The organism is Streptomyces olivoverticillatus (genome assembly GCF_014203555.1).
Lineage (GTDB): Bacteria > Actinomycetota > Actinomycetes > Streptomycetales > Streptomycetaceae > Streptomyces > Streptomyces olivoverticillatus.
Genome location: NZ_JACHJH010000002.1, coordinates 29157 through 53741, shown reverse-complemented (window position 1 = coordinate 53741; position 24585 = coordinate 29157). Strand labels below are relative to the sequence as shown.

Annotated in this window: 16 protein-coding genes; 6 read left to right on the top strand and 10 right to left on the bottom strand. The window is 73.1% G+C overall.

Translation table 11 applies throughout. The features are described from left to right. Positions 1-7: 7 nt before the first annotated feature. From FHS39_RS05635 to ftsE, 3 genes are all read right to left on the bottom strand, one after another. Positions 8-1207 carry a S41 family peptidase gene (locus tag FHS39_RS05635; RefSeq protein ID WP_184346859.1) on the bottom strand — a complete coding sequence of 400 codons (1200 nt, stop codon included), beginning with the start codon at positions 1205-1207 and terminating at the stop codon, positions 8-10. A gap of 116 nt (positions 1208-1323) precedes the next feature. Further along, positions 1324-2235 carry a permease-like cell division protein FtsX gene (gene ftsX / locus FHS39_RS05630; protein WP_184346850.1) on the bottom strand — a complete coding sequence of 304 codons (912 nt, stop codon included), beginning with the start codon at positions 2233-2235 and terminating at the stop codon, positions 1324-1326. A 20-nt stretch (positions 2236-2255) separates the two neighbouring features. Next, a complete protein-coding gene (gene ftsE, locus FHS39_RS05625; protein WP_184346848.1) occupies positions 2256-2945 on the bottom strand; it encodes a cell division ATP-binding protein FtsE in 690 nt (229 codons plus the stop codon). Positions 2946-3221: 276 nt separating this feature from the next. Between ftsE and FHS39_RS05620 the strand changes: the two genes are divergently transcribed. Then, positions 3222-3416 carry a hypothetical protein gene (locus FHS39_RS05620; RefSeq protein ID WP_184346846.1) on the top strand — a complete coding sequence of 65 codons (195 nt, stop codon included), beginning with the start codon at positions 3222-3224 and terminating at the stop codon, positions 3414-3416. 90 nt (positions 3417-3506) lie between these two features. On the opposite strand, the gene FHS39_RS05615 is transcribed toward FHS39_RS05620, so the two are convergent. The 4 genes from FHS39_RS05615 to FHS39_RS05600 form a co-directional block, all read right to left on the bottom strand. Further along, positions 3507-4541, bottom strand: coding sequence for a hypothetical protein (locus FHS39_RS05615; RefSeq protein WP_184346844.1), 1035 nt, complete (start codon positions 4539-4541; stop codon positions 3507-3509). Between the two features lie 227 nt (positions 4542-4768). Further along, entirely contained in the window at positions 4769-5884 is a 1116-nt protein-coding gene (gene prfB, locus FHS39_RS05610; protein ID WP_184346842.1) for a peptide chain release factor 2, read from the bottom strand. A 103-nt stretch (positions 5885-5987) separates the two neighbouring features. Beyond that, positions 5988-7343, bottom strand: coding sequence for a serine/threonine-protein kinase (locus FHS39_RS05605; protein ID WP_184346840.1), 1356 nt, complete (start codon positions 7341-7343; stop codon positions 5988-5990). A 173-nt stretch (positions 7344-7516) separates the two neighbouring features. Further along, the gene (locus FHS39_RS05600; protein ID WP_184346838.1) at positions 7517-9274 is read right to left on the bottom strand and encodes a protein kinase domain-containing protein; all 1758 of its coding nucleotides are present in this window, start codon (positions 9272-9274) and stop codon (positions 7517-7519) included. 533 nt (positions 9275-9807) lie between these two features. On the opposite strand from FHS39_RS05600, the gene FHS39_RS05595 reads away from it, so the two are divergent. The 4 genes from FHS39_RS05595 to FHS39_RS05580 all read left to right on the top strand — a co-directional run bounded on the left by FHS39_RS05595 (position 9808) and on the right by FHS39_RS05580 (position 17207). Next, positions 9808-13347: an FtsK/SpoIIIE domain-containing protein gene (locus tag FHS39_RS05595; RefSeq protein ID WP_184348657.1), complete on the top strand. Its 3540-nt coding sequence runs from the start codon at positions 9808-9810 to the stop codon at positions 13345-13347. A 240-nt stretch (positions 13348-13587) separates the two neighbouring features. After that, positions 13588-14967, top strand: coding sequence for an ABC transporter substrate-binding protein (locus FHS39_RS05590; RefSeq protein WP_184346836.1), 1380 nt, complete (start codon positions 13588-13590; stop codon positions 14965-14967). Between the two features lie 18 nt (positions 14968-14985). Further along, entirely contained in the window at positions 14986-16329 is a 1344-nt protein-coding gene (locus tag FHS39_RS05585; protein WP_184346828.1) for a carbohydrate ABC transporter permease, read from the top strand. Then, a complete protein-coding gene (locus FHS39_RS05580) occupies positions 16326-17207 on the top strand; it encodes a carbohydrate ABC transporter permease (RefSeq protein ID WP_184346827.1) in 882 nt (293 codons plus the stop codon). The genes FHS39_RS05585 and FHS39_RS05580 overlap by 4 nt, the downstream gene beginning before the upstream one ends. 32 nt (positions 17208-17239) lie before the next feature. Here FHS39_RS05580 and FHS39_RS05575 read toward each other — a convergent pair whose 3' ends face one another. Continuing rightward, a complete protein-coding gene (locus FHS39_RS05575) occupies positions 17240-18814 on the bottom strand; it encodes a glycosyltransferase family 39 protein (protein WP_184346826.1) in 1575 nt (524 codons plus the stop codon). A gap of 83 nt (positions 18815-18897) precedes the next feature. Between FHS39_RS05575 and FHS39_RS05570 the strand changes: the two genes are divergently transcribed. Further along, positions 18898-20637 (top strand): glycosyltransferase family 2 protein, encoded by a 1740-nt coding sequence (locus FHS39_RS05570; protein WP_184346825.1) that lies wholly within the window; start codon positions 18898-18900, stop codon positions 20635-20637. Positions 20638-20657: 20 nt separating this feature from the next. Here the strand turns inward: FHS39_RS05570 and FHS39_RS05565 are convergent, their stop codons facing one another. Next, entirely contained in the window at positions 20658-21803 is a 1146-nt protein-coding gene (locus FHS39_RS05565; RefSeq protein WP_184346824.1) for a glycosyltransferase, read from the bottom strand. After that, on the bottom strand, positions 21800-24580 hold the full coding sequence (locus FHS39_RS05560; RefSeq protein WP_184346823.1) for a bifunctional glycosyltransferase/CDP-glycerol:glycerophosphate glycerophosphotransferase: 2781 nt from the start codon (positions 24578-24580) through the stop codon (positions 21800-21802). The genes FHS39_RS05565 and FHS39_RS05560 overlap by 4 nt, the downstream gene beginning before the upstream one ends. Positions 24581-24585 lie beyond the last annotated feature (5 nt).

The following is a 24585-nucleotide window of genomic DNA, read 5'->3' as shown; positions in this document are numbered from 1 at the left end:
TCTCGCACTAGGACCCACCCCCGAGGCCACTCAATACTGTGCGGGCCCGCTGCTCGGCGTCGCCGCGCGCGGCCAGGTCCGGCAGGATTCCGGCGCCGTCGACGGTGCGGCCGTGGGGGGTGCGGTAGTGGCCTACGGTCAGCTCGGCGACCGCGCCGCCGGGCAGCCGGCTGGGCATCTGCACCGAGCCTTTGCCGAAGGTCCGGGTGCCGACGACGACGGCGCGCCCGCGGTCCTGCAGGGCGCCGGTCAGCAGCTCGGCCGCGCTCATGGTGCCGCCGTCGACCAGGACGACCAGGGGCCGTGCGGTGTCCCCGCCGGCCTCCGCCTCCAGGGGGTGCGCCCGGCCGTGGACGTCGTAGGTGGCCACGAGGCCGCCGTCGAGGAAGGCGGAGGCGGCGGTGACGGCCTCGGCGACCAGGCCGCCGGAATTGCCCCGCAGGTCCAGCAGGATGCCCTCGCCGGGCCCGGCCGCCCGTACCGCGTGGCGGATGCGCTCGCCGGTGCCCTTGGTGAAGGCGACGGCCTTGATCCGGGTGACGGGCGGGTCCCGGTCGAGGAGCCGGGTCACTTCGACGCTCTCGGCGACCAGCCGCTGCCGGTGCAGGGTCCGCTCCCACCGCTTTGGCCCGCGCTGCAGCCCCAGGCGCACGGGCGTGCCGGGGGTGGCGGCGAGGCCCAGGGGGTTCACGGAGTGCTCGTCGCCCCGCAGCCGGGCGACGACCTCGGTGACCGGGCGGCCGGTGACCTCCACGCCGTCGATCGTGCGGATCCGGTCGCCGGGGGCGATCCCGGCGCGCTCGGCCGGGCTGCCGGACTGCACGCCGTCGACCTCTATCCGGCCGTCCCCGGTGCGCCGGGTGGTGAGGCCGACGCCGACGTACGAGCCGTTCAGCGCCTGCTCGAAGCCCTCGTACTCGCGGGAGGTGTAGACCGCGCTCCACTGGTCCGTGCCGCTGCGGGCCGCCTCGGCGGCGGCATCGGTGCCGGACTTCCCGTCGTCATCGCTCTCGACGGCGGCGCGCTCGACGGGCCTGGCGGCCGTACGGTCCGGCGGCGGCTCCCCGGCGGCCGGGGGCCCCTCGCGCCCGTCCGCGCCCCAGGAGCCGGTGGCGGCACCCACCGCCAGCACGCCGACGAAGACGAGTGTCAGCGCGGCCCCGCGGCGTACGCGGCGTGGCGGAGCGGACAGCGTCGGGCCGGGCATGCGCGTGAGTCTAGGACACGAAAGGGCGCCGTACGGGGAGTTGTCCGTACGGCGCCTTGACGCATGTCACCCCTTGGGGCACCGCCCCTGGGGCGGTGTCGGTGGTTACCGGGGCGTCACACCTTCAGGTACTTCCGCAGCGCCACGAAGGCCGCCAGCGCGGGCATCAGCAGGCCGATGGCGAGCACCAGCGGCAGCTTGGCCAGGACGGCGTTCCAGCCGATGAACTGGATGACGTCGATGTGGTGGGCGAGCCAGTTGTTCACCAGGAAGTACTGGCCGCCGACGAGCAGGACGCAGGCGAAGCCCGCACCGAGCAGCCCGGCGAAGGCGGCCTCCATGATGAACGGGATCTGGATGTAGAAGCTGGACGCACCGACCAGGCGCATGATCCCGGTCTCCCGGCGGCGGCTGAACGCCGAGACGCGGACCGTGTTGACGATCAGCATCAGGGCGACCACGAGCATCAGGGCCATCACGCCGAGTGCCGCGTAGTTCATGCCGTTGAGGAGGTTGAAGAGGTTCTCCAGCACGGTCTTCTGGTCCTGCACCACCTGCACGCCGGGGCGCTGCGAGAAGGCGCTGGAGATGACCGCGTACTTCGAGGGGTCCTTGAGCTTGACACGGAAGGACTCCTGCATCTGGTCGGGGGTCAGTGAGGCGGCGATCGGCGACTTGCCGAACTGCTCCTTGTAATGCTTGAAGGCCTCGTCCGCGGTCTCGAACTGGACGCTCTGGACGACCGGCATCTTCTCCAGGTCGGCCCGGATCTGCTTCTTCTGCTCGTCGGTGGCCGCACCCTTGGTGCAGGACGCATCCGATTCCGCGTCGACCTTGCTGCAGAGGAAGATCGAGACGTTGACCTTGTCGTACCAGTAGCCCTTCATCGTGCTGACCTGCTCGCGCATGAGCAGGGACCCTCCGAACAGGGCGAGCGACAGCGCCACCGAGACGATCACCGCGAAGGTCATCGTGAGATTGCGGCGGAGACCGACGCCGATCTCCGACAGGACGAACTGGGCGCGCATGGCGTCCTTTCAATGCTCTTTCAGTGCTGGTAGCCGTAGACGCCGCGCGACTGGTCGCGCACGAGACGGCCCTGTTCGAGTTCGATGACGCGCTTGCGCATCTGGTCCACGATCTGCTGGTCGTGGGTGGCCATGATCACGGTGGTGCCGGTCCGGTTGATCCGGTCCAGCAGCTTCATGATGCCGACGGAGGTCTGCGGGTCCAGGTTTCCGGTCGGCTCGTCGGCGATCAGCAGCATCGGGCGGTTGACGAACGCACGGGCGATCGCGACGCGCTGCTGCTCACCGCCGGAGAGCTCGCCCGGCATCCGCTCCTCCTTGCCGCCCAGCCCGACCAGCTCCAGGACCTGCGGCACGGCCTTGCGGATCTCGCCGCGCGGCTTGCCGATCACCTCTAGGGCGAAGGCGACGTTCTGGCCGACGGTCTTGTTGGGCAGCAGCCGGAAGTCCTGGAAGACGGTCCCCAACTGGCGGCGCATCTGGGGAACTTTCCAGTTCGAGAGCCGGGCGAGATCCTTGCCCAGCACGTGCACCTGGCCGTGGGAGGCCCGCTCCTCGCGCAACAGCAACCGAAGGAAGGTGGATTTACCGGACCCCGAGGAACCGACGAGGAAGACGAACTCGCCCTTCTCGATTTCGAGCGAGACGTCGCGGAGCGCCGGACGGTTCTGCTTGGGGTAGGACTTGGAGACGTTGTCGAATCGGATCACGAGTGCACCACGCGTCGACCTGGAGAGCGGCACGGAACGCCGCGTTCCGCGGCTCCCGTCGGTGTCCGTGACCATATCGAACCACCCGTGTACGCGCAGTCGGCATCCGGCGTTGACGCGTTTATTGCGGGGTCCACCGGGGACAAACCCAGGACAATCGGGCCCCGTATCGCGCCGAGGGGGACCGCCCGCGCCGGACGGCGGGAAAGCTGGCACAGTGGTAAGGGGAACCGCAGGGGTCTCTCGCGCGTTGGACGTACCGGAGGAGGACATCGCATGACATGCGACCGACTGGTGTGCGCCAATTGTGCGGCCCCCGTCAGCGAGGGCCGCTGCCCTGTGTGCCGGGCGAGCCGCGAGCGGTTGCAGCACCAGGAAGGCATCTTCGGCGGACTGACCCCGGCGGCCCTGGTGGTGCTGCTGGTGGCGCTCGTCGCCGTGGCCATGCTGGCCCGCGGTTTCGCGGGGTAGGCCGTTTTTTCTTTACGCGCGAGGCTTTACGCACAAGGCCCGGGGTGCCATGGCACCCCGGGCCTTGATGTTCTGCGACCGCGCCGGGCGTCAGGCCACGGTGTTGCGGTTGATCAGGCGCGGCAGCATCCGGAAGCCGATGCCGCCCGCGATCATCGTCGCGGCGCCGACCAGCAGGAACGTGGTCTGACCGGCACCGGTCTCGGCCAGCTGGCCGCTGCTCTGGGCCGGCTGAGCCTGGGCGGGCTGACCGGTCTGGGCCAGGTCTTCCTTGGGCTTGCCCTGCTGAACCGGGTTGCTGCCCGCGTTGTCGGTGCCGGTGTTGCAGTTGCCGTCGGTGTCCACCGGGCAGGTGTGGCCGTCGTCGCCGCCGCCGGTGGTGCCGCCGCTGCTCGCGTCGGTGCCGCCGGTGGAGCCGTGGTCGCCGCCGGAGGTGCCACCGCTGGTGCCGTGGTCACCGCCCGTGGTGCCGCCACCGGTCGTGCCGCCGCCGGAGGTGCCGTGGTCGCCGCCGGTCGTGCCACCGCCGGTCGTGCCGCCACCCGTGGTGCCGCCGCCGGTGGTGCCACCACCGGTCGTGCCACCGCCCGTGGTGCCACCGCCCGTCGTGCCGCCACCGGTCGTGCCGCCGCCAGTGGTGCCGCCACCGGTGGTGCCGCCACCCGTCGTCGTGCCGCCGCCAGTGGTGCCGCCGCCCGTCGTGTCGTCGCCACCGGTGGTGCCGCCACCGGTCGTGCCGCCACCGGTCGTGCCACCGCCGGTCGTGCCACCGCCGGTGGTGCCGCCCGTCGTGTCGTCGCCGCCCGTGGTGCCGCCGCCGGTCGTGGTGCCGCCGCCGGTCGTACCGCCGCCGGTCGTCTCACCACCCGTCGTGCCGCCACCGGTGGTGCTGCCACCCGTGGTGCCGCCGCCGGTCGTACCGCCCGTGCCTCCGGTGGCCGTGGGCTGCGGGATCTCGGTGGGGTCGGCGTGCGCGCCGCTCACGCCGGCCTTCACGCCGATCCCGCCGACCTCGACGTCGACACCAGCGGCCGAGGCCGCGCCGGCAGCCGTCAGCGAAGCGCCCGCGACGATCACCGCGCCGGCGGCTATTCGCGCAACGCGCAGCCGAGTCTTGTTGGTCATCTGTCTGCTACCCCCAGTAGCCGATCTCGTCAATGGAGCAGCTATGCACAGGGTGGTGGCGCACCGGGGGCCGCGTTACCGAACCGGCCGTACAAGAAGCCGGGACGCTCGCCCCCCGCCACACGCGCCCCAGTGATACGCATGCCGGACGCCAGCCTTCCCAGTTTTCCGGGCAGCGTCAAGGAAGTTACGGGCGTGATGTCCGGCTATGCAGGGGGTTGTTGGTGTTACTTGTCCTGCTGTTCCTGCTGCTTGCGCCAGCGGATACCGGCCTCGATGAAGCCGTCGATCTCGCCGTCGAGAACGGCCTGGGGGTTGCCGACCTCGCACTCGGTGCGCAGGTCCTTGACCATCTGGTACGGGTGCAGGACGTACGAACGCATCTGGTTGCCCCAGGAGCCGCCGCTGTCGCCCTTGAGCGCGTCCATCTTCGCCTGCTCCTCCTGGCGGCGGCGCTCGAGGAGCTTGGCCTGGAGGACGTTCATGGCGGTCGCCTTGTTCTGGATCTGCGAGCGCTCGTTCTGGCAGGAGACGACGATGCCGGTCGGAATGTGCGTCAGGCGCACCGCGGAGTCGGTGGTGTTGACCCCCTGGCCGCCGGGGCCGGAGGAGCGGTAGACGTCGACGCGCAGCTCGGACTCGTCGATCTCGACGTGGTCGGTCTGCTCGACGACCGGGAGGACCTCGACGCCGGCGAAGGACGTCTGGCGGCGGCCCTGGTTGTCGAAGGGCGAGATGCGCACCAGGCGGTGCGTGCCCTGCTCGACGGAGAGGGTGCCGTAGGCGTACGGGGCCTGGACGGCGAAGGTGGTCGACTTGATGCCGGCCTCTTCGGCGTACGAGGTCTCGTAGATCTCGGTCTTGTAACCGTGGCGCTCGGCCCAGCGCAGGTACATGCGCTGCAGGCGCTCGGCGAAGTCGGAGGCGTCGACGCCGCCGGCCTCGGCGCGGATGTTGACGAGCGCCTCGCGGGAGTCGTACTCGCCGGAGAGAAGGGTGCGGACCTCCATCTCGTCCAGCGCCTTGCGCACGGAGCCCAGCTCGGCCTCGGCCTCGGCGAGGGCGTCCGCGTCGTCCTCGGCCTCGGCGAGCTCGAAGAGGACGCCGAGGTCGTCGATGCGGCCCCGCAGCGTCTCGGTCTTGCGCAGCTCGGCCTGGAGGTGCGACAGCTTGCTGGTGATCTTCTGCGCGGCGTCCGGGTCGTCCCACAGGGACGGGGCCGCGGCCTGCTCCTCGAGCACGGCGATGTCGGCCCTCATCCTGTCGAGGTCCAGGACGGCCTCGATCGACCCCATGGTCGAGGAGAGGGACTTCAGCTCTTCGGATACATCAACGACTGCCACGCACCCAGCCTAACGGCTGCGCCGGGTTACACGGTCCGCCCGGTGCCGCATCGGTTTCCCGGGGCTCCGGGGCCGGAGCCCCGTTCAGGGCGTGTCCGGCCTGCTAGGGCGGGGGTGCCACCGATCCCGGGCCCTGGTCCGCCGGCTGCGGGTCGGTGCGGTGGACCCCCGGCGAGTGGGACCCGCCCGGCTTCGCGTCTCCCGTGTCGCCGCCGCCCGTCGCGAACCAGCCGCCGACCCCGGCCGCCGCGGCGACCGCCACGGCCACGGCCCCGAGCTTGAGGCGCCGCTTGCGCACCGCCTCCGCGGACCGGTAGCGCGCGGAGCCCGCACGGGGCTGCCCCGGCGCCCGGGGGGCCCGTGCCGTGCCGTGCGCGCCTCCTGCCAGCTCCTCCGGGCCGGGCACCCGCATGCTCGTGTGCGTGTCCCGGCTGGAGTCCGAGACGCCTCGCGGGACGAGCGGGACGACGCCGCGCCGCCTCGGTTCGGGCGCCGCCGCGGGGCGCGCGGCCCCGTGCTCGTACGCGCCGTCGGGCTCGGCGGCGGAGGGCGCCGTCTCCTCCTCCGGCTCGTCGATGTCGAGCGGCGGGATGCCGGCCAGGCCGGGCAGCAGCTCGCGCAGCCGCGCGGCCAGCTCCGAGGCGCGCAGCCGGGAGGCGGGGGCCTTGGCCAGGCACTGGACGACGAGCTGCCACAGCTCGTCGGGGATGCCGGGCAGCGGCGCCACGGTCTCCGTGACATGCCGCCTGAGCACCGCGCCGGGGTGCCCGCCGCCGAACGGCGTGAAGCCGGCCAGCAGCTCGTAGAGGACGGTGGCCAGGGCGTAGACGTCGACGGAGGCGCGCGGCGGCAGGCCCTCGATGATCTCGGGGGCGAGGTAGTCGGGGGTGCCGATGACGCTGCGCTGGCCGGAGACGCGGCCGCTCTCGCCCGTGCCCTGCCGCTCGCGGGCGGTGGGGCGGGGCGAGTCGACGAGGCGGGCGATGCCGAAGTCGGTGAGCAGCGCGGGGTGCGCGCCGCCGGGCCCCAGCGGGCCCTGCATATCGAGGAGGACGTTCTCCGGCTTGACGTCGCGGTGGATGATCCCGGCCGCGTGCGCGGCGGCCAGGGCGTCCGCGACGTCGGCGACTATCGCGACGGCGGCCTCGGGGGCCAGCCGGCGCTCGCGGTCGAGCCGGGTGCGCAGGTCGGTGCCGCGGACGAGGTCCATGACCAGGGCGAGGTCGGCGCCGTCGACGACGAGGTCGCGGACGCCGACCACATGGGGGTGGTCAAGGCCGAGAAGGGCCGCGCGCTCCTGCACGAACCGGCCGACGAGCTCCTGGTCGGAGGAGAGGTCCTCGCGCAGGAGCTTGATGGCGACGGGCCCCTCGGGGCCCTCGCCGAGCCACACCGTGCCGGCACTGCCGCGGCCGAGGACCTGGTGGGCGGTGTACCGGCTGCCGATCTTCCGTGCCAAGACTGATCCCCGACTCCTCCGTCATCCGACAGGCTCGCTGGCGACCAAGCTACGCGTCTGAGGGGGCGTTAGGGACACCGATTCAGTGCCAACCGTTACTTCTGAGGCAGAAAACACCCGTCGGGTGTCGACAAATCGACAGCCTTGTGCCCGGCAGTGGCCGTTTCGCCCGGCTACTTCTTCGACGCCACGTCGGAGATCCAGTTCTTGACGCTCGTGATCCAGTCCCACGCGGCATCCCAGAAGCTCTTGCCGTTGGCGACCCAGTCCTTGAGCGGCGTGAACTCCCACACCAGCCAGGACCCGATCACCAGGATCAGGATCATGAACAGACAGCCCTTGAGGCAGCCCAGCCCGGGGATGTGCATCGGGTTCGCGCTGCGCTGCCGCGGCGGGCGCGGCTCGCGGCGCGGGGCGGCGGGCTCCGGCGCGGGCGGCGGGGTGTACGGCTGCGGCTGGGGCGCCTGCGGCTGCTGGTAGCGGGGCTGCGACCGCTGCCGCCGGGGCTGCTGCTGCGGCTGGGCGTACTGCTGGGGCTGCGGCGCCGGGGGCTGCGGGGCGTACTGCTGCTGCCCGTACTGGCCGCCGTACGGCTGCTGGCCGTAGCCCTGGTGCTGCTGCGGCTGCTGGGGCGGCTGCTGTCCGGGGCGACGGGTGGGACGGCGGCGCAGCGGGTCCTCGCCGGGGTCGAGGTACTGCGTCTGCTCGTTGCGGTCGCGGGCGGCGGCCATCTGGTTCTGCCACGGGTGCGGGCCGTCGGACTGCGGCGGACCCGGCGGTACGGGCGGCATGGCGCGGGTGGGGTCGGCGCTGTTACCGGCCGGGCCGGAGCCCGTGGGCAGGACCTGGGTCGGGTCGGCGTGCAACCCCGGGCCGGCCGGCCCGGCACCCGTGCTGGGCAGGACGCTGGTGGCGGCGTTGGGGTCGTACCCGCCGGCGTTCGACGGCAGGACCTGGGTGGGGTCGGCGTCGCCGGGGACCGGGGCGGCGCCCTGGCCGGTGCCGGGGACGGTGGCGGGCTGCGGGTCGGGGGCGAGCAGGGCGCCCACACCGAGCGCGGCCTCCGCCTCGGCCGGGGAGGAGTGCACGCCGACGCCCGCGGCGACCACGCGCAGGGCGCGGGCGAGGTTCTCGGCGCTCGGCCGCTCCTCGGGCCGCTTGCGCAGGCAGCGCTCGATGACCGTCCAGAGCGGTTCGGGGACGGTCGTGGGGCGGCGCGGCTCGGCGCTCAGGTGCTGGTGCAGCACTTCGAGGGCGGTCGCGCCCGCGAACGGCGGGCGGCCGGTGACCAGCTCGTACAGCAGGATGCCCGCGCCGTAGATGTCGACGGCGGAGGTCTGCGGGCGGCCCTCGGCGGACTCGGGCGCGACGTAGGCGGGGGTGCCGACGAACTCGTGGGTGCGGGTCAGGCCGGGCGAGTCCGCCAGGCGGGCGATGCCGAAGTCGGTCAGCATCGGGTGCATCCGGCCGTCGTCGTCCTTCAGCAGGACGTTCGCGGGCTTGAGGTCGCGGTGGACGATGCCGTCGGCGTGGCTGGCGGCGAGCGCGTCGGCGATCTGCGCGGTCAGCAGGGATGCCGCGACCGGGGTGAAGGGGCCGTTCTCGCGCAGGTAGCGGTGCAGGTCCGGGCCGTCGACCAGGTCCATGACCAAGGCGAGCAGGTCGCCTTCGACGACGAGGTCGCGGGTGCGGACGATGTTGGGGTGGGTGAGCCGCAGCAGGACGGAGCGCTCGCGCAGGAAGCGCATCACGACGTCCGCGTCGTGGGCGAGCTCCTCCTTGAGGACCTTGATCGCGACCATCTCGCCGGGCTGCCCGGCCACGGCCGCCTCGGCGCCCGCGGTCTGGTTCTGGCGGGCTCGCCAGACGGTGCCCGTGGCACCGCGTCCGAGCGGCTCCTCGAGCAGGTATTTGCTGCCTACCGGCCGCACGTCATGCGCTCCCTGGTCGTGATCCTGTGGCCTGTGGCTTACTCGGCCCTTTGCCCACTGTAGTGCCGCCGTACGGACGGCCCGGCGCGTTCGATCCGTGGGGCTCCAGGGAAAGACGCGGGGCGTGGGCGGATGGTTGCCGGAGACCGGTGGCCACCCGCAAGGGACGCTCGCAGGACGCGCAGGGAACGCTCGTAAGAAACGACAAGAAAAACGACAGGAGTCAGGGCCGCGACGGACAGCGTTTCGGAACGAATCGGTCATGACTCGGGCGCGACCTGGCGCTTTTGTCTCCCGGTTGCCTCCCGGTCGTTTCCCGGTGCAATCGTTCAAGATCACGAATTGGCTCTCGCCGGGCGAGTCGCCGCGGGCAGGTGCGAGGATGCTCGCAAGCACGGATGCGGCGGGGAGGAGCGGGTGGCCCCGCGCGAACGTGGTGACCTGTACGTGCCGAAGCGCCCGTGCGTGGTGGGGGGAAGCCTGCCCTGGCCCCTGCCGAGCGCACCCCGGGCAGGAAGGGACCGTTGACGGCGATGCAGATCCGGCTGACCGTCCTCGGGCCGCTCAGCGGCCACACCGCGTGCGCTTGCGACGTGCTCGTGACCGCCCCCGCGGGGACCGCCCTCGCCGCCGTGGCGAGCGGCCTCGCCGCCGCCGTCGCGGCGGCCGGCTCCGACCTCGGCAGCGGTGCCGTCGTCGTCTACGCCGGTGCGGAGCGGCTCGACTCGCAGCGCTGCGCGCTGGGTGAGCCGCCGCTCGTCGACGGCGCGGTGCTCTCGCTGGGCGCCCCGGCCGACGTACCGCTGCCCGGCGTGCCGGAGTCCGCCGCACAGCTGCACGTCGTCTCCGGCCCGGACGCGGGCGGGGTGCACCTGCTGCACGGCGGCGAGGTCCGCATCGGCCGCTCCTCGTCCGCGGACGTCCCGCTGGATGACCCCGACGTCTCCCGCCTGCACTGCGCCGTCACCCTCACGGACTCGGGCACGGTGACCCTGCACGACCTGGGCTCGACGAACGGCACGTCCCTGGAGGGCAGCCCCATCGGCGCGGCCCCGGTGCCGCTGCCGTCCGGCGCGCTGATTCGCCTGGGCGAATCCACGCTCTCCCTCCACGACGCGACGGACGCCCGCTCGCGCACGGCGGTGCCGGTGGCACCGGACGGGGAGGGGCATGTGCGGGTGACGCCGGGGGGTGGTGGGGGGCTGCCGGCTTCTGGTGCGGCTGCTGGCATGGCTTCCGGCGCAGGCGAGGCGGGGGGCTGGGGTGCTCCTGGCTCGGGCCGGTACGCCGACAGCGGCGTGAATCCGAGCGGCGCGCCTCGCGATGGCGCAGGCGCGTACCCGAGCCGCGGGCTCCCCGGGCAGTACGGAGGAGACGCCGACCGTGCGCAGGGGATCACGCTCCCCGGGCAGTACGCGGGGCCGGACGAAGTCCAGGGCACGGCCGCCCGCTTCGGCGCCGGTGCGGCAAGCGGGACCGCACATCACGGGCCGGGCGCGCCCTCCGGCGGCACGACTTCCGGGCTCGGCACCGGTGGCCCCCTGGGCACATACGGCGCCCCGGCGGCAGCCGACGGCGCGGGCGGACCTGCCGGGCGGACCACCGGGGCAGCCGGAACAGGCGTCTTCGCCGCCCCCGCCGGGATCACCGCCTACCCCGCCGCGGGATACGGCACCAGCCCCGCCGGGCCCACCGGCGGCGGCACCGGGACCGCGTACTTCGACGGCGGCTCCGAACCGGCCGGCCACCTCACCCGCGGCGGCCGCGGCACCCCCCTGGCGCAGGGCGTCGAGGAAGCCGCACCCGCCCCCGAGGCCAAGCGCCAGCGCAACCGCGGCATAGGGGCCTGGGCGCGCCGCCTCGCCGGAGGACTCGGCGGGCAGCGTGGCACGGGACCCGACGGCATGCCGGGCGACGGGGACGCCGCGCCGGGCGAGGCCGAAAACCCGTACACCACCGCCGCCGCCATGCGCGAGCGCTGGCCCGACCCCGCCACCGTGCTGCTGACCGCCCTCGGGCCGGGCCCGCGGCTGTGGGAGCGCGGGCCGGACCACCCCGACCTGCTGACCGTCCGGCTCGGCACCACCGACCGCGGACAGCTGACCGCCGTGCCCGTGACCGTCGGGCTGCGCGAAGCCGGTTCGCTGGGCCTGGCCGGGCCGCGGCCGCGACTGTCCGGACTGACCCGCTCCGTCCTTGCACAGCTGGCGGCGCTGCACCCGCCCGCCACGCTCGAGTACGTGCTGATCAGCGCGGACCGCTCGCGCCCGATCGAGGAGCGGCTGGCGGAGTGGTCCTGGCTGGGCTGGCTGCCCCAGCTGCGGCCCGCGCACGGACAGGGCTGCCGGCTGCTGCTGGCCTACGACCGCGAGCAGGCGGAGGCCCGTACCGCCGAGCTCGTACGCCGCCTCGACGACGGCCCGTTGGGCCCCGGCTGGCCCACCGCCGCCCCGGAGGCGGTCGCGGCCACGGCGGCCCGCCACCAGGGGCCGTACACGGTGGTGATTGTGGACGGCGACCCCGGTTCGAGTGCGCTGCGCGAGACCGTCGCGCGGCTCGCCGTGAGCGGCCCGGCGGCCGGCATCCATCTGCTGTGCCTGGCGGAGGCCCCGGCCACCACACCGGCCTCGCCCGTCTCCGCCACGCTGGCGACGGCCCAGGCGGCCTCCCCCGCCTTCCCGCACTGCGGGGCGGTGGCGCTGCTCAGCGGGGACGTGGCCACGGTGGTGCAGGTCGTCCACCGCACGCCGGCGCCGGTTTCCGGTCCGTACGGGCCGGCCGTGCCCGCCGTGATCGGCGCGCTCGACGCCGTGTCGGAGGCGTGGGCCGAACGGTTCGCGCGGGCGCTGGCGCCCCTGCGCATGGCGGACGCCGCGGGCGCGCAGGGGCCGCACACCCGGATCGCCGCCGCCCTGCCGCGCACCGCGCGGCTCCTCGACGAACTGGGGCTGGCCCGGGCCACGCCCGCCTCGCTGACCGCCCGCTGGGCGGCCGCCATGGACCGGGGCGCCCGGCCGGGCGGCCGCGCCGTCGCGGTGCTGGGCGCGGGGCCGCACGGGCCGCTGGCGGTCGACCTGGCGGCGGACGGGCCGCACTTGCTGGTGGAGGGCGGTCCCGGCACCGGCAAGACGGAGCTGTTGCGCTCTCTGGCCGCTTCCCTGGCGGCTGCCGACCGGCCCGACCGGCTCTCGCTGGTCCTGGTCGACGGCGCGGCGGCCGAGCGCGGCGAGGGGCTGCGGGTGTGCACGGACCTGCCGCACGTGTCGACGTATCTGGCCGCGGCCGACCCGGTGCGGATGCGGGAGTTCGCGCAGGCGCTGACCTCCGAACTCAAGCGCCGCGCCGAACTGCTCGGCACGCTCGACTTCACCGCCTGGCACGACCGGCACGGCCCGGCCGGCCCGGCCGCCCCACCGAACGTCGTCGGCCCCCGCCGCCCCGCCGAGCCCGCAGGCGGCGACCTCGATCCGGCGCCCAGCGGCACGCTCAAGCTGCGCACGCAGCGCGGCGGAGCGACGCGTACGGCCGAGACGGCGCTGCCCCGCCTGGTCGTGCTCGTCGACGACTTCGACGCGCTCGTCGCCCCCGCACTGGGCAGTACGGGCCGGCCGGCGGCCGGTTCGGTGGTCCGTGCGCTGGAAGCCGTGGCCCGGGACGGCGAGCGGCTCGGCGTCCACCTCATCGCCGCGTCCGGCCGCCCGGACCGTACGGCCGATACGGCGGCCGTCGAACGGGCCGGGCTGCGGGCCGCCTTGGAGATCGCGCCGCCGTCCACGGACGCCGGCGCCTCGGGCGCCGACGGCGAACCGGCACCAGGGCGGGGGCGGCTGCAGCGCCCGGACGACGGGGCTACGACGCCCTTCCAGGCGGGCCGGGTGACGGGCCGCATCCCCCGCACGGCGACGCTCCGTCCGACGGTGGTCCCCCTGGACTGGACCCGCATGGGCGACCCGCCCACCCGCCGCCCCCTCCGCGAGCTGGGCAACGGCCCGACGGACCTGGCCCTCCTGGCCAGCGCCCTCCAGCGCGCCTCCCAGTCGGCAGGCGCAGAAGCGGCACCGCCCCTGCTGTAAGCCGCCCCTGCTGTAAGCCGCTCCTGTTGGAGCGGTCTCCTGTCACAACAAACGCAGTGGGTGTGACACCGCATCACATCCCGGTCACGATCACCGACTTGACGCCGGAGACGGTATTGCGGCCACCCGTCACCGGGCGTAGGACTGTCGCACGGGAGCGCGGGCGGAGCAGGCGCCGGAGCGGATGAGCGGCGCGTGCGCCGGGCCGTGCGACGGGGACCGGGCACGGGAGGTACCGCAATGCACATAGCAACGCGCAGCACACTCGCACTGGCCACCGCGGGGCTCCTGGCCCTGTCCGCCGCCGCTTGCAGCAGCGACAGCAGCGACGACAAGGGGAGCAGCGACGCCAAGAGCTCCAAGCCCGCCCCCGGCAACTCCGACGTCATCACCCACACCGTCCAACTCCCCAAGCTCAACGGCCAGAAGCTCAAGGTGACGGCCGTCTGGACGGGCGCCGAGCAGAAGAGCTTCACCAAGGTCCTCGACGAGTTCGCCAAGCGCACCGGCGCCGAGGTCTCCTACGTGCCCAGCGGCGACGACATGTCCGCCTTCGTCGGATCGAAGGTCGCGGGCGGCAACCCGCCGGACGTCGCCATGCTGCAGCAGCCCGGCGCGCTGCGCGAGTTCGCCCAGAAGGGCTGGCTCAAGCCGCTGAGCAGTGATGTCACAGCCCAGCTGAACAAGAACTTCGCCAAGGGCTGGCAGGATCTCGGCTCGTACGAGGGCAAGCAGTACGGGGTCTATTTCAAGGCCAGCAACAAGTCCCTGATCTGGTACAACACCAAGGTCTTCGAGGCGGCGGGGGTCAAGGAGCCCAAGACCTGGCCCGAGTTCCTGCGCACGGCGCAGGCGATCGCCGACTACGGCGTCTCCCCCGTCTCGGTCGGCGGCGCGGACGGCTGGACGCTCACCGACTGGTTCGAGAACATCTACCTTTCCCAGGCGGGCCGCGACAAGTACGACCAGCTGACCCAGCACAAGATCAAATGGACGGACCCGTCCGTCAAGGACGCCCTGACGGCGCTCGGCCAGCTCTTCGGCAAGAAGGAGCTGCTGGCGGGCGGCAACGACGGTGCACTGCAGACCCAGTTCCCCACTTCCGTCACCCAGACCTTCTCGGGTGGCCAGAAGGCGAAGGCCGCCATGGTCTTCGAGGGCGACTTCGCAGCCGCCAACATCACCGGGACCAAGGCGGAGATCGGCACGGACGCGAAGGTGTTCCCCTTCCCTGCGGTGGGGGCCGGCTCGCCCGTGGTGACGGGCGGCGACGTGGGCGTGGCGCTCAAGGACGGCCAGGCCGCGCAGGCACTGCTCACCTTCCTGGCATCGTCCGACGCCGCGCAGGTGTGGGCCCGGCAGGGCGGCTTCGTCTCGGCCAACAAGAACCTCGACCCGGCCGCCTACCCCGACGACTCCCTGCGGTCCATCGCCAAGGCCGTGGTCGCGGCGGGCGACGACTTCCGCTTCGACATGTCCGACCAGGCACCCGCCGCGTTCGGCGCCAAGCCGGGGCAGGGCGAGTGGAAGGACTTGCAGGACTTCCTGCGCAACCCCGGCGACGTGGCGGGCACCCAGCAACAGCTGGAGTCCGACGCGGCCAAAGCGTTCAAGAGCTGACGGGACGGGGCCGGCACCGTGACCACCGCCACCGCTCCCCCTCCGCCGGCCGCCCCCCGGGCCAAGCGCAAGGGCGTGCTCGGCACCCGGCCCTGGGTGGCCGCCTGCTTCCTGCTGCCCGCGCTCCTCCTGCTCGGGGCCCTGGTCGTCTACCCCATCGGCTACTCCGTCTACCGCAGCCTCTTCGACGCCTCCGGCAACGGCTTCGCCGGCCTCGACAACTACCACGAGGTCTTCACCGACGACCGCATCCGCACCGCCCTGAAGAACAACGTCATCTGGGTGATCGTCGCCCCCGCGCTCGCCACCGCACTCGGCCTGATCTTCGCGGTGCTGACCGAACGGGTGTGCTGGGGCACCGCCTTCAAGCTCGTCGTCTTCATGCCGATGGCGATCTCCATGCTCGCCGCGGGCATCATCTTCCGGCTGGTGTACGAGCAGAACCCGGACCGCGGCGTCGCCAACGCCGTGTGGGTGGGCATCCACGACACCTTCGCGCAGCCCGCGCCCTTCCCCGGCGCGCACCCCCGCCCGACCGGTGACCTCGCGGCCGCCGACGGCGGCTCGTTCGCCACCAAGTCGGCGGTACGGGCGGGCAGCCCGGTGGCGCTGCCGCTGGTGGCCGTCAAGCCCGAGGACGTCGCGGGCGCGAAGGAGGCGATCCCCGCCCGCGAGGTGGCCGGAAAGGTCACCGGCACGGTGTGGATGGACTTCACCCGGGGTGGCGGCGGGACAGCCGGCAAGATCGACGCGGGGGAGAGGGCCCTGGCGGGCGTGAAGATCGAAGCGGTGAAGGACGGCCGGACCGTCGCCTCGGCCACCTCGGACTCCGACGGCACCTTCACCCTGCCGTCCGCGGCCGACGGCGCCCGGCTGCGCCTTCCCGCCTCGAACTTCGCCTCCGTCTACAACGGCGTCGAGTGGCTCGGCCCGGCCCTGGTGACCCCCTCCATCATCGGCGCGTACATCTGGATGTGGGCGGGCTTCGCCATGGTGCTGATCGCGGCCGGCCTGGCAGGCGTGCCGCGCGAGCTGCTGGAGGCGGCCCGTGTCGACGGCGCGAACGAGTGGCAGGTCTTCCGCCGGGTGACGGTGCCGCTGCTGGCCCCCGTCCTCGCGGTCGTCGTGGTCACGCTCATGATCAACGTGCTGAAGATCTTCGACCTCGTCTACATCATCGCCCCCGGCTCCAGCCTCCACAACGCCAACGTCCTCGCTCTCCAGCTCTACCAGTCGTCCTTCGGTACCGACGTCAACCAGGGCGTGGGCAGCGCCATCGCCGTCTTCCTGCTGCTGCTCGTGCTGCCGGTGGTGTTCGTGAACATCCGCCGGATCCGCAAGGAAAGGGAGGGCCGGCGATGACCGCCGTGGACCAGGGCGTACGGGCCCGGCAATCGCTGTCCGCACGGATCGCCGGCCGGCTCGGCGGCGGGCTGGTACGCCTCTTCCTCGTCGTCGTCGGACTGCTCTGGCTGATGCCGACCGCCGGGCTGCTGCTCTCCTCGCTCCGCGACAAGTCCGATATCGCGGCCTCCGGCTGGTGGCAGGTCTTCAGCCACCCCGCCCAGCTGACCACCTCCAGCTACAGCACCTTGTTCGCCAACGACAAGGTGACCCACTCCCTCCTCACCACCGCTCTGATCACCGTGCCCGCAACCGCGCTCGTCATCCTGATCGGCGCCCTCGCCGGATACGCCTTCGCCTGGCTGGACTTCCCCGGTCGCGACTGGTGGTTCATGGTCGTCGTGGGGCTGCTCGTGGTGCCCGTACAGGTCGCCCTCATCCCGGTCGCCAAGCTCTTCAACGCCCTGGGCATCTTCGAGACCACGATCGGCGTCGTCCTCTTCCACACCGCCTTCGGCCTGCCCTTCGCGGTCTTCCTCCTGCGCAACTTCTTCGCGGAGATCCCGCGCGAACTGCTGGAGGCAGCCCGTCTGGACGGGGCGGGCGAGCTCCGGCTCTTCACCCGTGTGGTCCTGCCGCTCGGCGGTCCCGCCATCGCCTCGCTCGGGATCTTCCAGTTCCTGTGGGTGTGGAACGACATGCTCGTCGCACTGATCTTCGCCGACAGCGGCAACCCGCCGATCACGGTGGCGCTCCAGCAGCAGGTGCGGCAGTTCGGCGACAACGTCGACATCCTCGCCTCGGGCGCCTTCCTCTCCATGATCGTGCCGCTGGCCGTGTTCTTCGCCTTCCAGCGGCAGTTCGTCAGCGGGGTGATGGCGGGCGCGGTCAAATAGCCCGGTGACCGCGCTCAGCGGCGTATGTACGTTCAGCGGCGTATGTACTGCGACACCGCGCCGCCGTGGACGAACACCGTCGGCCCTTCGCGGTAGAGGGCGTCCAGCACCCGGGTCTTGGCCGCCTCGGCGCGCTGTGCGCGGAACCAGCGGGTGCCCACGGTGTTCGTGTCCCACACCACCCACAACCGCTCGCGCGGGGAGAGCGCGGCCAGCCGGGCCCGCAGTTCACCGGCCGTGACCTCCTCGCCGAAGAGGGTGCCGGAGGCCGCGGGCGACCGCTTGAGGGTGAGATCGCGCAGGCCGTCGAAATCCTCCGGGTAGAAGAGGGATATCCGGCGCTCGTAGAGCGGAAGGAAGAGCACCGCATCGCCCGGCCCGGCCAGCCGGCCCACCACCGAGGCGACCCGCGCGGGCTCGTCGCCCCGGCTGCTCGGCAGCCGTTCGCGCTCCTGGTAAGGGATCCGGCACACGAACCCCGCCGCGACGGCGACGACCCCGGCCGCCGTCACCCACCCCCGCCACGGCAGCACCCCCAGCAGCCGCTCGGCCCCGGCGGCGGCGAGCAGCGGCACCCCGGCCAGGCAGAACAGCAGATACCGGTCGAGGAAGAGCGGCTGGCGCTGCGAGGCCGCATAGAGCAGCACGGGCGGCACGAGAGCCAGCGGCAGGGCGACCGCGGGCAGCCGCAGCGACCCGGCACGAGCACGCGGCAGCGGAGCGACCAGCGCGACCCCCGCCAACAGGAGGGTGACCGCCAGCACGGGCTCGCCCGGCCCCGCGAACGCCTCCCCCAAGGCCTTGGCCTGAGGGTAACCGGGCGTCGGAATCCAGGACACCTGGTCACTCTGCCGCTGCGAGAGCACCACCAGCGGCACCAGCACCGCGCACGCGACCACCGCCGCGCACCCCCAGCCCCGCCATATCCGCCACGGCACCCGGGACACCAGCAGCGTCACACCGTGCGCGGCGAGCAGCAGGATGGCGAACTCGTGCAGCAGCGCCGTGACCGCGACCACCGCACCGTACCCGGCCCACCGCCGCCACGAGCCGCGCTCCACCGCCCGCGACAACTGCCAGGTGGCCAGCGCCGCCCCGGCCGCCACCAGGGCGTACGAGCGCCCCTCCTGCGCATAGTGGCTGACGAACGGGGTGGCCGCGTAGAGCAGCCCGGCCCACAGCCCCACCCTCGGGCGGGCCAGCCGACAGCCGATCGCGCCCACCAGCCCCGCCGTGACCGCCGCGGCCACGGCCGATGGCAGACGCAGCGTCACCTCGTCTGCGTGCAACGCCAGGACGGCGTGCATCAGCAGGTAGTACAGCCCGTGGACGGCGTCGATGCTGCCGAGCAGATGCCCGATCTCCGGCAGGGACCGCTGCGCCACCTGGAAGGTGGCCCCTTCGTCCCGCCACATCGTGCCCCGGTCGATTCCCCAGAGCCCGAGGACGAGCATGACGACCGCGGGAACGGCAGCAGCGGCAACGGCCGCGCGCCGGCTGCCTCTCTCGGCGGACGGAGGCGCCTCCGCCTCAGCCCCCGCCTCCGCGCGCCCGGTCGCGTGGGCGTGGCGCTTGGTCAGCGCAGTGTGCAGCGCCGTACGTGCCATCTGTGCCCCGCCCCCTTCCGGCCGACCGCGCCCGAGCGCAGAATGCCCCGAATATCCATACTTGTTGGATAAGACTGTGTTCCATGGCAGTGAACGACAGCGGAACACCGGCCCCCGCCGCCCGGGTCAGCGTGATCGTCATCGGCTACGACGACGCCCGGCACATCGGCGCCGCCGTTCGCTCCGCCCTGACCCAGGGCCCGGCAGTGGCCGAGGTCATCGCCGTGGACGACGCCTCCACCGACCGCACCGCCGCCGTCCTGGCCCGGCTGGCCGCCCGCGATCCGCGTCTGCGCGTCATCCACCGGGCCGTCAACAGCGGGGGCTGCGGCACCCCCCGCAACGACGGGCTGCGAGCGGCCGGCTCCCCGTATGTGATGTTCCTGGACAGCGACGACGTGCTCCCCCACGGCGCGGTGGCCGCGCTGCTGCGTGCCGCGCTGCACCATGGCGCGCCCGTGGCGGCGGGCCTGTGCGTGCGCCGCGAGCTTCCCCGGCGCCGCGAGACCCTCTGGCAGCCCGCCCTCTATCGCCGGGCCTCCGTCCACGACGCCCCCGAAGACCGACCGGAACTGCTGCACGACACGCTGTGCGTCAACAAGCTCTATGCCCGCGCCTTCCTCACCGGGCACGGCATCACCTTCCCCGAAGGCCGCTTCCCCTATGAGGACTTCGTCTTCACCGCCCGGGTCCTCGCGGCGGCTCCGCGCATCGCGACCGTCCCCGACCCGGTCTACATCTGGCACGTCCGCCGCGATGCCGCACGGCCGTCGATCTCCCTGGACCGCGAACGGGTCGACAACTGGCAGGCGCGGGTCTTCGCCCACCAGCGCGCCGTCGAGGTCTTCCTGGACGCGGACCGTAAACCGCTCGCCCGCGCCGCGCGCGTGAAGTTCCTCGACCACGACCTGCGCCTGTACGTCCGGGAGCTGCCCGGCCACGGCCCCGCCTACCGACGGGCCTGGTGGCGCGTGGCCCGCGGCTGCCTGGCCGCCTACGGGGAGGCCGAACTGACCGCCGCCCGCGCCCCCGCCCGCTGGATCGCCCGCGTCGTGCTCGCCTCCGAGGCCCCGCGGGACCTGGACCGCCTGGCCCAGCTGGCGGCCCGCCCCGCCCGGCTGCTGCCGCCCTATGCCGAGGCAGCGGGCTCCCCGGTCTGGGCGGAGGACCTTCCGCAGGCCGTTCTCGACGGCCTCACCGGCTCGGCCGCCAAACCGGCCCGCCGCCTCCCCGTCGCCGTCGACGCCCGCCTGCGCGTCCTGGCCAGGCCCCGGACCCGCGCCGAACTGCGGCTCCACGTCCATGAGCTCTACGGACGCCTGGCCGCAGCCGAGCCCCGCACCCTCGATGTGGAACTGCGCCTGCGCGACGGCACCACCATCGTCGAACGCACAGCTCCGCTCAGGGCGGACGGCGACGGCTGGACCGCCCGGCTCACCGTCGACCTGGCCGCCTTGGCGGCGCTCGGCCGCCACGCCAAGCCGTCCTCCGCCTCCCAGGCGTGGGACGTGCGCGTACGGCTCCACTTCACGCACGGCGGCACCCTGCGGACGGCCGTACGGGCCGTGGGGGACGGACGTCGGCGGTGCATCGTGCCGGGCGCGCGCAACGGGGTGCTCCTGGTCCAGCCCTATGCCACGGCAAGCGGTTCGCTCGCGCTGCGGCTGGCTCCCGGTGTGCGTGGCGCGCTCGGCATCGCCTCGCGCAGACTGCGCGGCCCGCTCCTGCGGCGCGCGGACCGCCTTGCCCGCCGGTTTCGCCCATTGCCGCGCAGCTCTCGCAAGCAGCGCGCCGCGCCGCCTGACGGCGCCGATGGCTCCTAGCCTCATCCCCCCGCCCTCCCCTACCGGTCGATTTCCTCGAACAGCGCTTCCCACCTGTCCAGCACGGCTGACAGCGCCAGCGGTGCGACATGCTCCCGGCCGGCCCACCCGTAGCGCTCGCGCAATCGCCCGTCCTCCACCAGCTCCCTCAGGGCCGCCGTGAACGCGCTCGTGTCCCCGGGGGGCACGAGCGTGCCCGTACGGCCGTGGGCGACCAGCTCCCGTACGCCGCCCGAAAGGTCGAAGCTCACGCACGGCACCCCGGCGGCGGCCGCTTCGGCGAGGACCATGGGACGTCCTTCGCGTTCGCTGGTGAGCGCCACGACCGACAACTCCCGGTAGGCCGCGGCCATATCGCGCACGGTGCCGCGGAAGCGCACCCGCTCCCCCACTCCGAGGCGCCCGGCCTGGGCCTGCAGCTCCTCCTCCAGCGGGCCGTCCCCGAAGAAGTGCAGCTCCCAGCCGGGGTGGTGGTCCGCGCAGACGGCGGCGAAGGCCTCGACGAGCCGGTCCGGCCGTTTGACCGGGTCCAGGCGCCCGACCGCGCCGATGCGCCGGGTGTCCAGAGGGGCGGGCGCGGCGGGCCGGAAGGGCAGCGGGTTCGGCATCACTGCGACGTTGGGCAGCTTGCGCCTGCGGAACTCCGCCGCGTCCGGCTCGCTGAGGAACACCGCTTTCTCCAGCTCCGGGTAGTGCCGCAGGATCAGTTCGAGGTTGGGGGAGTTGCACGCCTGGAGGAAGGACTCGTGGTACTGCCCGACGGCCTTGATGCCGCGCGGCCGCCCGACCGACTCCAGCCAGACCGCGGCCCACGGCGACCCGATGACGACACAGCCCTCCGGGACCTCGGCGAGCCGGCGCGCCATCGCCTCGCGGGCCCGCTGCCGCTCCAGCCGCCCTGCCCTCGCTTCGCGTAGCCGTACCGGGTGGAACCGCTCGGCCAGCGAGGCGGCCTGCCAGGAGGCGGCTGCCGGTGAACGGTAGAGGGTGGTGTGCCGGTAGGCCTGGTCCGTGACGTAGGTGTGGGGTTCGGGGCTGGGCCGGATGCCGACGAGCTCGACGCTGTGGCCGCGTTCGGCGAAGCCCTGGGCGAGCGTGTGCAGCACCCGCTGGGAACCGCCCATGGAGTCGACGTCGATGCCGACGAGGAACAGATTCCGGCTCATCGCCCCTCGCTCCCCTCGAAGAAGAGGTCGACGACGGCCTTGCTCGCCCGGCCCGTCTCGTACGGGTTGAACCGCGCCTGGAAGCGTGCGTATGCATCGGCCCACTCCTCCTGGACCGCGGCCACGTCGCGGAGTGCGCGCACCAGTGCGCCGGTGGTGGAGAGCACGGGGCCGGGGGCGATGTCGTGCAGGTCGTAGTACGTCCCGCGCAAGGAGGAGCGGTAGTCCTCGTAGTCGTCGGCGTAGAGCAGGATGGGGCGGCCCAGGTTGGCGTAGTCGAACATCACCGACGAGTAGTCCGTGAGCAGCGCGTCCGAGGCGAGCAGCAGGTCGTTGAGGTCGGTGAAGCTCCGCCCGTCGCGCAGGGCGTGCCCCAGTTCGCGCTCCACCGTGAAGTGCTCGTAGTAGTGCGGGCGGACGACAGTCGTCCATTCCTCGCCCGTCTCGCGCACCAGCTCCGCCAGGTCCACGCGGATCGACTCGCCGCTGTCGCGGGCCCCGTCGCGGAAGGTGGGCGCGTACAGCAGCACCTTGTGTCCGTCGGGGATCTGGAGCCGTTCGCGGGTGGCGGCGGCGCGGTCGCGCTGTTGGGGGTCGTTCCACCGGACGAGGGGGTCGTTGCGGGGCAGTCCGGTGCGCAGCAGGGTGCCTGTGTATCCGTTGGCGCGGACGAAGGTCCGCTCGAATTCGTCGCTGGGCGAGATCAGTGCGTCCCAGCGGGCCACCGCCTCGCGGTGCCGGCGCTGCCGTTCGGGCCCGGCGAGGCGCAGCTCCGGGATGTCGAATCCCATGCGCTTGAAGGCCTGGCCGTGCCAGGTCTGCAGATAGCGGGTGCCGGGCCGCTTGGGGAAAGGCATCGGGAAGCCGTGCGAGTCCACCCAGTACCGCGCGCGGGCGATCGTGCGGACGTATTCCCAGCTGCCGCGTCTGACCAGCTGCACTCCCGGCGGGTAGGAGGCGCGGCTGCCGGAGTACGACCACACGGCGCGCAGCGGCAGGCCCCGGCGCTGCAGCTCTTCGTGGATGTAGCGCGGGCTGTCGGCGTAGCCGCGGCCTTCCAGCGCCTCGAAGACGACCAAGCCGTCGTCGATGGGGAGTTTGTGGAGCTCGTGGCAGGCCATGGTCTTGGCCCGGGGGCCGGTGAGCCGGCGGCCCAGCCGGTCGGCGCGGCGGCGTACGGGCGCCAGACGCGGTGCCGCTGCTTCGGCGCGCCCGCGGAGTCCGGCACGCTCCCAGGTCAGTTCGAGGCTCCCCTCGCCGTGCCTCTCGCAGGCCACGCTCACCGTGTGCCCTGCGATCCGGGCCCGGAGGACGGGCAGTTCGGCCGGTGCGAGGAGGGGGTCGGTGCGGGTGAGGCCCAGCCGGTCGAGGACGATCGTGGGCCGACTGCGCCCCTGGAACCCGGTGATCCCGACGGGGACCAGGCGCAGGTCGATGTCGATTTCGGCGGTGTGGACGTGCTCTTCGCCGTCTGCCGGGGTGTAGTGCACGGGCACGGCGAGGGGTGCGGCTGCGGCCGTGATGTGCAGTTCGGCTGTGACGGAGACGGGTCCGGCCAGGATCCGGCAGGGGTCATGGGTGCGCAGGCCGATGCGCAGTCGGTGCCCGTCCGGTTCGACCCGGGTGACCTCGTGCCGCAACGGGCCGGTGGTGAAGGGCTGGCGGTCCAGGTGCCAGGCGGTGATGTCCAGCGCATCGGCGGCCCGCTCGTCCGCGGGCAGTTCGCGGCCCCAGTACGTACGCCCGGCAGGGCCCCGTACGACATGGCGGGGGGCGATGCGGGGGCGGTCGAGGGTGCGGGCGCATTCGGCGGCGTCCTCGATGCGGCCGGTCTGCAAGAGGTACTGACAGATGCGCTGTTCGCGCGGAATCGCATCGAGGGCGGAGGCGGCGATGCCGTCGAGGCAGGGTGTCACCGCGGCGACGAACTCCTCGGTCCAGCGGCGGTCGCGGAAGGGCAGGTCGCCGAGGTAGAGGCGCAGGTCGTGGCGGAGGAACTTCGCGTCCTTGGCGGGCCGGAGGTCGGCGTTGCCCGTGCGCTCCAGGAAGTCGTCGATGCGCCGGGCGACGGTGACGCGGTCCGTGACGTGCCGCATCTCGTGCCGGCTGGAGGTGATGGACGGCCCGGCCGGCCCGTCGGCGAGCCGCCAGGTGTAGACGGGCCAGGGGACGACGGCGAAGGCGCGGGCGAGGGTGAAGGCCTGGGCGGTGAAGAGCTGGTCCTCGTAGTGCAGGTCCTCGGGGAAGCGCAGGTGGTGGCGGGCGAGGAAGTCGGCACGGTAGAGCTTGTTGGTGGAGAGGGCGTCCAGGAAGTACTGGGGAGCGGTGCGGATGCCTTCCACCAGGCGGGCGTCCTCGAAGAGTTCGGGGTACCACAGACCTGTGGTGACGGTCGCCTCGAAGAGGCGGGTGACCTCGCCGGTCACGAAGTCGGCGGCCGTCTCCTCTGCGGCCAGCAGAAGGGATTTGCAGGCGTGGTAGGGCAGTTCGTCATCGCTGTCGAGGAACATGACATGGGGTGCGCGGGCGGCGTCGATGCCTGCGTTGCGCGGCGCGCCGCAGCCGCCGCTGTTGAACGGCAGCCGCAGGCAGCGCACCCGGGGGTCGGCTTCGGTCAGCTCGCGGGCGGCGGTGAAGGTGTCGTCGGTCGAGCAGTCGTCGACGACGATCACTTCGAGGTTGCGCAAGGACTGCCCGAGGACCGACCGCACCGCGCGCGGCAGGCGCACCGCGTCGTTGTAGACGATGACCACTACGCTGACGTCGGGAACGGGCATACGTC

Coding starts and splice junctions, on each gene's coding strand:
- FHS39_RS05590 (WP_184346836.1), top strand. CDS start 13,588: ATGCACATAGCAACGCGCAGCACACTCGCACTGGCCACCGCGGGGCTC.
- FHS39_RS05565 (WP_184346824.1), bottom strand. CDS start 21,803: ATGAGCCGGAATCTGTTCCTCGTCGGCATCGACGTCGACTCCATGGGC.
- FHS39_RS05570 (WP_184346825.1), top strand. CDS start 18,898: ATGGCAGTGAACGACAGCGGAACACCGGCCCCCGCCGCCCGGGTCAGC.
- ftsX (WP_184346850.1), bottom strand. CDS start 2,235: ATGCGCGCCCAGTTCGTCCTGTCGGAGATCGGCGTCGGTCTCCGCCGC.
- FHS39_RS05635 (WP_184346859.1), bottom strand. CDS start 1,207: ATGCCCGGCCCGACGCTGTCCGCTCCGCCACGCCGCGTACGCCGCGGG.
- FHS39_RS05575 (WP_184346826.1), bottom strand. CDS start 18,814: ATGGCACGTACGGCGCTGCACACTGCGCTGACCAAGCGCCACGCCCAC.
- FHS39_RS05580 (WP_184346827.1), top strand. CDS start 16,326: ATGACCGCCGTGGACCAGGGCGTACGGGCCCGGCAATCGCTGTCCGCA.
- FHS39_RS05560 (WP_184346823.1), bottom strand. CDS start 24,580: ATGCCCGTTCCCGACGTCAGCGTAGTGGTCATCGTCTACAACGACGCG.
- FHS39_RS05615 (WP_184346844.1), bottom strand. CDS start 4,541: ATGACCAACAAGACTCGGCTGCGCGTTGCGCGAATAGCCGCCGGCGCG.
- FHS39_RS05620 (WP_184346846.1), top strand. CDS start 3,222: ATGACATGCGACCGACTGGTGTGCGCCAATTGTGCGGCCCCCGTCAGC.
- FHS39_RS05595 (WP_184348657.1), top strand. CDS start 9,808: ATGCAGATCCGGCTGACCGTCCTCGGGCCGCTCAGCGGCCACACCGCG.